Source organism: Methylobacterium sp. B1 (genome assembly GCF_000333255.1).
In the GTDB taxonomy this organism is placed as follows: domain Bacteria; phylum Pseudomonadota; class Alphaproteobacteria; order Rhizobiales; family Beijerinckiaceae; genus Methylobacterium; species Methylobacterium fujisawaense.
Genome location: NZ_BACT01000200.1, coordinates 1 through 5482, shown reverse-complemented (window position 1 = coordinate 5482; position 5482 = coordinate 1). Strand labels below are relative to the sequence as shown.

Here is a 5482-nt window from a genome sequence, read left to right as displayed (position 1 = left end):
GGCCGTCGTCGTAACCCTGCATCAGGCCCGCGGGCCGGTACGCGCCGAGTTCCAGGCAGACCTCGCCCTCTGAGGCCGGCTGTCCGTCGAGGTCGAGGACGCGCACCCGGTAGCCCGGCAGGGGCCGACCCAGGGCGCCCGGCACCACCGGCTGCCCCGGCGTGTTGGCCATGAGCGCCGTGGTCTCGGTCTGGCCGTAGCCGTCGCGGATCGTGAGGCCCCAGGCGCTCTTCACCCGCTCGATCACTTCGGGATTCAGGGGCTCGCCCGCCGCGCAGACCTCGCGCAGGGCGAGCCGCTTCCCGGTCAGATCCTCCTGGATGATCATCCGCCACACGGTCGGCGGCGCGCACAGCGTGGTGGCACCGGTCCGTTCCAGCTGCGCCAGCAGGGCGGCGGCGTTGAACGGCGCTTGATTGATCACCAGGATCGTCGCGCCGGCATTCCAGGGCGCGAAGAACGAGGACCAGGCGTGCTTCGCCCAGCCCGGCGAGGAGACGTTGCAATGCACGTCGCCGGGCTGGAGCCCGAGCCAGTACATCGTCGAGAGCGCTCCCACCGGGTAGGAACGGTGGCTGTGACGCACCAGCTTCGGCTTCGCCGTCGTGCCGGAGGTGAAGTAGAGGAGCATCGGGTCGTCGGCCCCGGTCGGCCCGTCCGGCGCGAAGGTCTCCGGGGCTCCGAACGCGTCGTCGTAGGCCGCCCAGCCCTCCGTCGCAGCTCCGGTGACGAGGCGGATGGCGCCGCCCGTGTCGAGGCCGGCGAACCGCGCGACCTGCTCCGGCCCGGCCACGATCGCCCGCGGGCGCCCGCGGGCGAGGCGGTCGGCCAGCTCGTCGGCGGTGAGCAGCGTGGTCGCCGGGATGACAACGGCGCCGAGCTTCATCGCCGCCAGCATGGTCTCCCAGAGGGCCGGCACGTTACCCAGCAGCAGGAGCAGGTGGTCGCCGCGCTTCAGGCCGAGCTGCCGCAGGTGGTTGGCCACCTGGTTGGAGCGGCGGGCGATCTCCCCGAAGGTGAGGCTCTGCTCGGCCCCGCTGCCGGCCTCGACGATCCGCAGGGCGGCCCGGTCGCGGCTCTCGGGACCGGCGAGGACGGCGTCGAACCAGTCGAGCGCCCAGTTGAACGGCACCGGATCCGGCCACGCGAAAGCCGAGACGGCAGCGCCATAATCGGTGCGATGGGCCAGCAGAAGGTCGCGGGCCTCCCGGAAGCTCGGCATGGTCGTTCCCCTCCCCGTCTTGTGGTCTTGGCGCCCCGACCCCATCGGCCGGGGCGGGCTGCGCTCAGGTATTCTCGAACCGAGGCGGCCGCTTCTCCACGAAGGCGGCCATGCCCTCCTTCTGGTCCTTGGTGGCGAACATGGCATGGAAGACCCGCCGCTCGAAGCGGATGCCCTCGGTCAGCGTGGTCTCGTAGGCGCGGTTGACCGCCTCCTTGGTCATCATGGCGATCGGCAGCGACATCGCCGCGATGGTCGCGGCCGCCGTCATGGCCTCGTCGAGGAGCCGGTCGGCGGCGATCACCCGCGAGACGAGGCCCGAACGCTCCGCCTCGGCGGCATCCATCATCCGGCCGGTCAGGCACATCTCCATGGCCTTGGCCTTGCCGACGAAGCGGGTGAGCCGCTGGCTGCCGCCGATTCCCGGCATCACCCCGAGCTTGATCTCGGGCTGACCGAACTGTGCGGTGTCGGCGGCCAGGATGATGTCGCACATCATGGCGAGCTCGCAGCCACCGCCCAGCGCGTACCCCGCCACAGCGGCGATGATCGGCTTGCGCACGGCGATGAAGCGGTCCCAGTCGGCGAACCGGTCGCCCGCGTACATCTCCGCGTAGGTGGCGTGCTGCATCTCCTTGATGTCGGCCCCGGCCGCGAAGGCCTTGGCCGAACCGGTGATGACGATGCAGCCGATATTCGGATCCGCATCGGCCTCGGTGGCCGCCCGGATCACCTCGCCGGTGAGCTGTGCGTTGATGGCGTTCAGCGCCTTCGGCCGGTTGAGGGTGATCAGAAGGACGCGCCCGCGCGTCTCCGTCAGGATCGTCTCGTACGCGTCGCTCACGACTCGCCTCCCTGCCCGCGGAGCATATTGATGATCGCGGAAAAGTCCTCTCCCCCGTGACCGGCGCCCTCGAACAATCCGTAGACCTGCGCGGCCTCTGCGCCGAGGGGTGTCGCGGCGCCGGAGGCCAGGGCGGCGGCCTGGGCGAGCCGGAGATCCTTGAGCATCAGCGCCGCCGCGAAGCCCGGTTTGTAGCCGTTGTTGGCCGGCGAGGTCGGCACCGGGCCCGGAACCGGACAGTAGGTGGTCAGCGACCAGCACTGGCCCGAGGAGACCGAGGCCACGTCGTAGAGCGCCTGGTGCGACAGGCCGAGCTTCTCGCCGAGCGCGAAGGCCTCGCTGACGCCGATCATCGAGATGCCGAGGATCATGTTGTTGCAGATCTTGGCCGCCTGCCCGGCGCCGGCCGCGCCGCAATGGAACACGTTCTTGCCCATCGCCTTCAGCAGCGGCTCGGCCTTCGCGAAGGCGGCCTCGGCGCCGCCGGCCATGAAAGTCAGCGTCCCGGCCTTGGCGCCGCCGGTCCCGCCGGAGACCGGCGCGTCCACCGACAGGCAGCCCTGCGCCTCCGCGAGGGCGTGGGCCTTGCGGGCGCTCTCGACGTCGACGGTAGAGGAATCGATCAGCAGCGTGCCGGCTGGCAGCGCCGCGGCGAGCTGCGTCCAGACCTCGACCACGTGCCGTCCGGCGGGCAGCATGGTGATGACCACGTCCGCGCCCTCGGCCGCCGCCAGGGCCGAGCCCGCAACGGTAATCCCCTCGGCGCGGGCGGCCTCCAGCGAGGCCGGGACAAGGTCGAAGCCGCGCACCGTATGGCCCGCCTTCACGAGGTTGGCCGCCATGGGGCCGCCCATGTTGCCGAGACCGATGAACCCGATGGTCTGTGCCATCCCGTCCTCCCTGAGTTGTTTATCGCCTGTCCCACCCTCGCCCTCATGCTGAGGTGCCCGCGTCAGCGGGCCTCGAAGGAGGGCTCCAGAACACGCCGCGATCCCTGGAGCCCTTCTTCGAGGCCTCCGCTGCGCTCCGGCGCCTCAGGATGAGGGGATGAGTGGGTGAAGACGAAGCCTCATCACACCGCCCCAGTGCGCGACTCTGGAAAGACCGGCGCCGCCCGCTTCTCCAGCCAGCGGGCGATCCGGGCCGGATCGACCGCGTCGAGGCTCGGCGGGTTCCAGCGCGGGGTCTTGTCCTTGTCGATCACGGCGGCGCGGATGCCCTCGCGGAAATCGCCCTCGTCCAGCACCGCCAGGGACGCGTGGAACTCGCGTTCCAGGCAGGCCTCCAGGCTCGGCGCGCCGCGCCCGAGGCGCAGCAGGCAGAGCGTCAGGACGAGGCTCGACGGCGACTTCGTCAGCAGGATGTCGCGAGTCGCCGCCGCGAAATCCGAGCCGTCGGCCGCCAGCGCCGCCAGGATCTCGTCGACCATGTCGAAGGCGAAGCAGCGGTCGATCATGCTCCGGTGTGCGGCCAGGGGCGCCGGATCCGGTTCCCGGGCGAGACGCCCGATCAGGTCCCGCACGCCCGCGTCGCCGGCATCCGGCGCCAGGGCCGAGAGCGCGTCGAGGAGATCGGGAAGGGCCCGGGACGGCACCATCGCGTCGGCCAACCCGCACAGGATCGCGTCGGCGGCACCGACCGGCTCGCCGGTCAGGCCGAGATAGGTGCCGAGCTCGCCGGGCGCGCGGGGCAGGAGCCACGTGCCGCCGACATCCGGCAGATAGCCGATCCCGGTCTCCGGCATGGCGATGCGCGAGCGCTCGGTGACGATCCGGTGGGCGGCATGACCCGACAGGCCGACCCCGCCGCCCATGGTGATGCCGTCCATCACCGCCACGAAGGGCTTCTCGTACTGGGCGATGCGGGCGTCGAGGCGGTACTCGTCCCGCCAGAAGGATTCGGCGAAGGCCGTGCCGTCGCTCTCGTAGAGGCCGCGCAGGTCGCCGCCGGCGCACAGCCCCCGCTCCCCCTCCCCGGTGAGCAGCACCGCCGCGATGCCGGGATCGGCGGAGAACTCATCGAGGGCCCGATCGATCGTGCCGACCATGCCGTGGGTCAGGGCGTTCAGGGCCTTCGGGCGGTCGAGGCGCAGGCGCCCCAGGGCGCCGACCCGCTCGACGATCACGTCGGTCATCGGCGGTCTCCGGTCAGTGCGCGGGCGATGATCACCCGCATGATCTCGTTGGTGCCTTCGAGGATCTGGTGCACGCGCAGATCCCGGACGATCTTCTCCACGCCGTACTCGGCGAGGTAGCCGTAGCCGCCGTGGAGCTGGAGCGCGTCATTCGCCACCGCGAAGGCCGCGTCGGTGACGTGGCGCTTGGCCATGGCGCAGAGCTGGGTGGCGGCGGGATCCTTGGCGTCGAGGGCGGAGGCCGCATGGCGCAGGAAGGTGCGCGAGACCTCCAGGCTGGTCGCCATGTCGGCAAGCCGGAACTGCAGGGCCTGGAAATCGGTGAGCTTCGCCCCGAAGGCGCGCCGGTCGCCCATATAGGCGAGCGCCTTGTCGAGGGCCGCCTGGGCGCCCCCGAGGGAGCAGGCGGCGATGTTGAGCCGCCCCCCGTCGAGGCCGCTCATGGCGATGCGGAACCCCTGGCCCTCAGCGCCCAGGCGGTTGGCCACCGGCACGCGGCAGCCGTCGAAGCGTACGGCGCGGGTCGGCTGGGCGTTCCAGCCCATCTTGCGCTCGTCGGCGCCGAAGGAGAGGCCAGGCGTCCCCTTCTCCACCACGATGGCCGAGATGCCCGAAGGGCCGGCCTCGCCGGTGCGGACCATGCAGACGTAGAGGTCGCTGGCACCGGCCCCCGAGATGAACTGCTTCTCGCCGGTGAGGACGTAATGGTCGCCGTCGCGCTCGGCGCGGGTGCGGAGCGCCGCCGCGTCGGAGCCCGAGCCCGGCTCGGTCAGGCAGTAGCTGGCGATCCGCTCCATCCCCATCAGGGATGGGATCCAGCGCCGGCGCTGGTCGTCGTCGCCGTAGGCGTCGATCATCCAGGCGCACATGTTGTGGATCGACAGGAACGCCGCCACGGTCGGGCAGCCGGTGCTGAGCGCCTCGAAGATCAGGGTCGCGTCGAGGCGGGAGAGGCCGGAGCCGCCGAGATCCTCGCGGACGTAGATTCCCGCCATGCCGAGGGCGGCGGCCGCCCGCAGGGTCTCGACCGGGAAGGTCTTGTCGCGGTCCCAGTCGAGGGCGTGGGGGGCGATGTGCTCGGCCGCGAAGCCCTGTGCCATCTCGCGGATCGCGATCCGGTCCTCGTCGAGCCCGAAACTCATTGGGCACTTCCTCTCGTTCGCCACCCAACTGCACGGGGCTCGCGCATCCGCCGCCACGATGCGCGACGTGCCCCCTCTCCCGTGCGGGAGAGGGTTGGAGTGAGGGATCAGGTCTTTCCGGAGAGTCCCCACCCCTCACC

General features: G+C 71.3%; 5 protein-coding genes. All 5 read right to left on the bottom strand.

The window, feature by feature from the left end:
- Positions 1–1222: AMP-binding protein (locus I53_RS05355; RefSeq protein ID WP_043347512.1), on the bottom strand; the 1222-nt coding region annotated here is incomplete at its 3' end.
- A 64-nt stretch (positions 1223–1286) separates the two neighbouring features.
- Positions 1287–2066, bottom strand: a complete 780-nt coding sequence (locus I53_RS05350) for an enoyl-CoA hydratase (RefSeq protein ID WP_043347510.1) — start codon at positions 2064–2066, stop codon at positions 1287–1289.
- Positions 2063–2956, bottom strand: coding sequence for a 3-hydroxyisobutyrate dehydrogenase (mmsB, locus tag I53_RS05345; RefSeq protein ID WP_043347509.1), 894 nt, complete (start codon positions 2954–2956; stop codon positions 2063–2065). The genes I53_RS05350 and mmsB overlap by 4 nt, the downstream gene beginning before the upstream one ends.
- Before the next feature lie 182 nt (positions 2957–3138).
- A complete protein-coding gene (locus tag I53_RS05340; protein ID WP_043347507.1) occupies positions 3139–4200 on the bottom strand; it encodes an enoyl-CoA hydratase/isomerase family protein in 1062 nt (353 codons plus the stop codon).
- Positions 4197–5342: an isobutyryl-CoA dehydrogenase gene (locus I53_RS05335; RefSeq protein WP_043347504.1), complete on the bottom strand. Its 1146-nt coding sequence runs from the start codon at positions 5340–5342 to the stop codon at positions 4197–4199. Before I53_RS05335 ends, I53_RS05340 begins: the two co-directional genes overlap by 4 nt.
- Between the last annotated feature and the right edge of the window lie 140 nt (positions 5343–5482).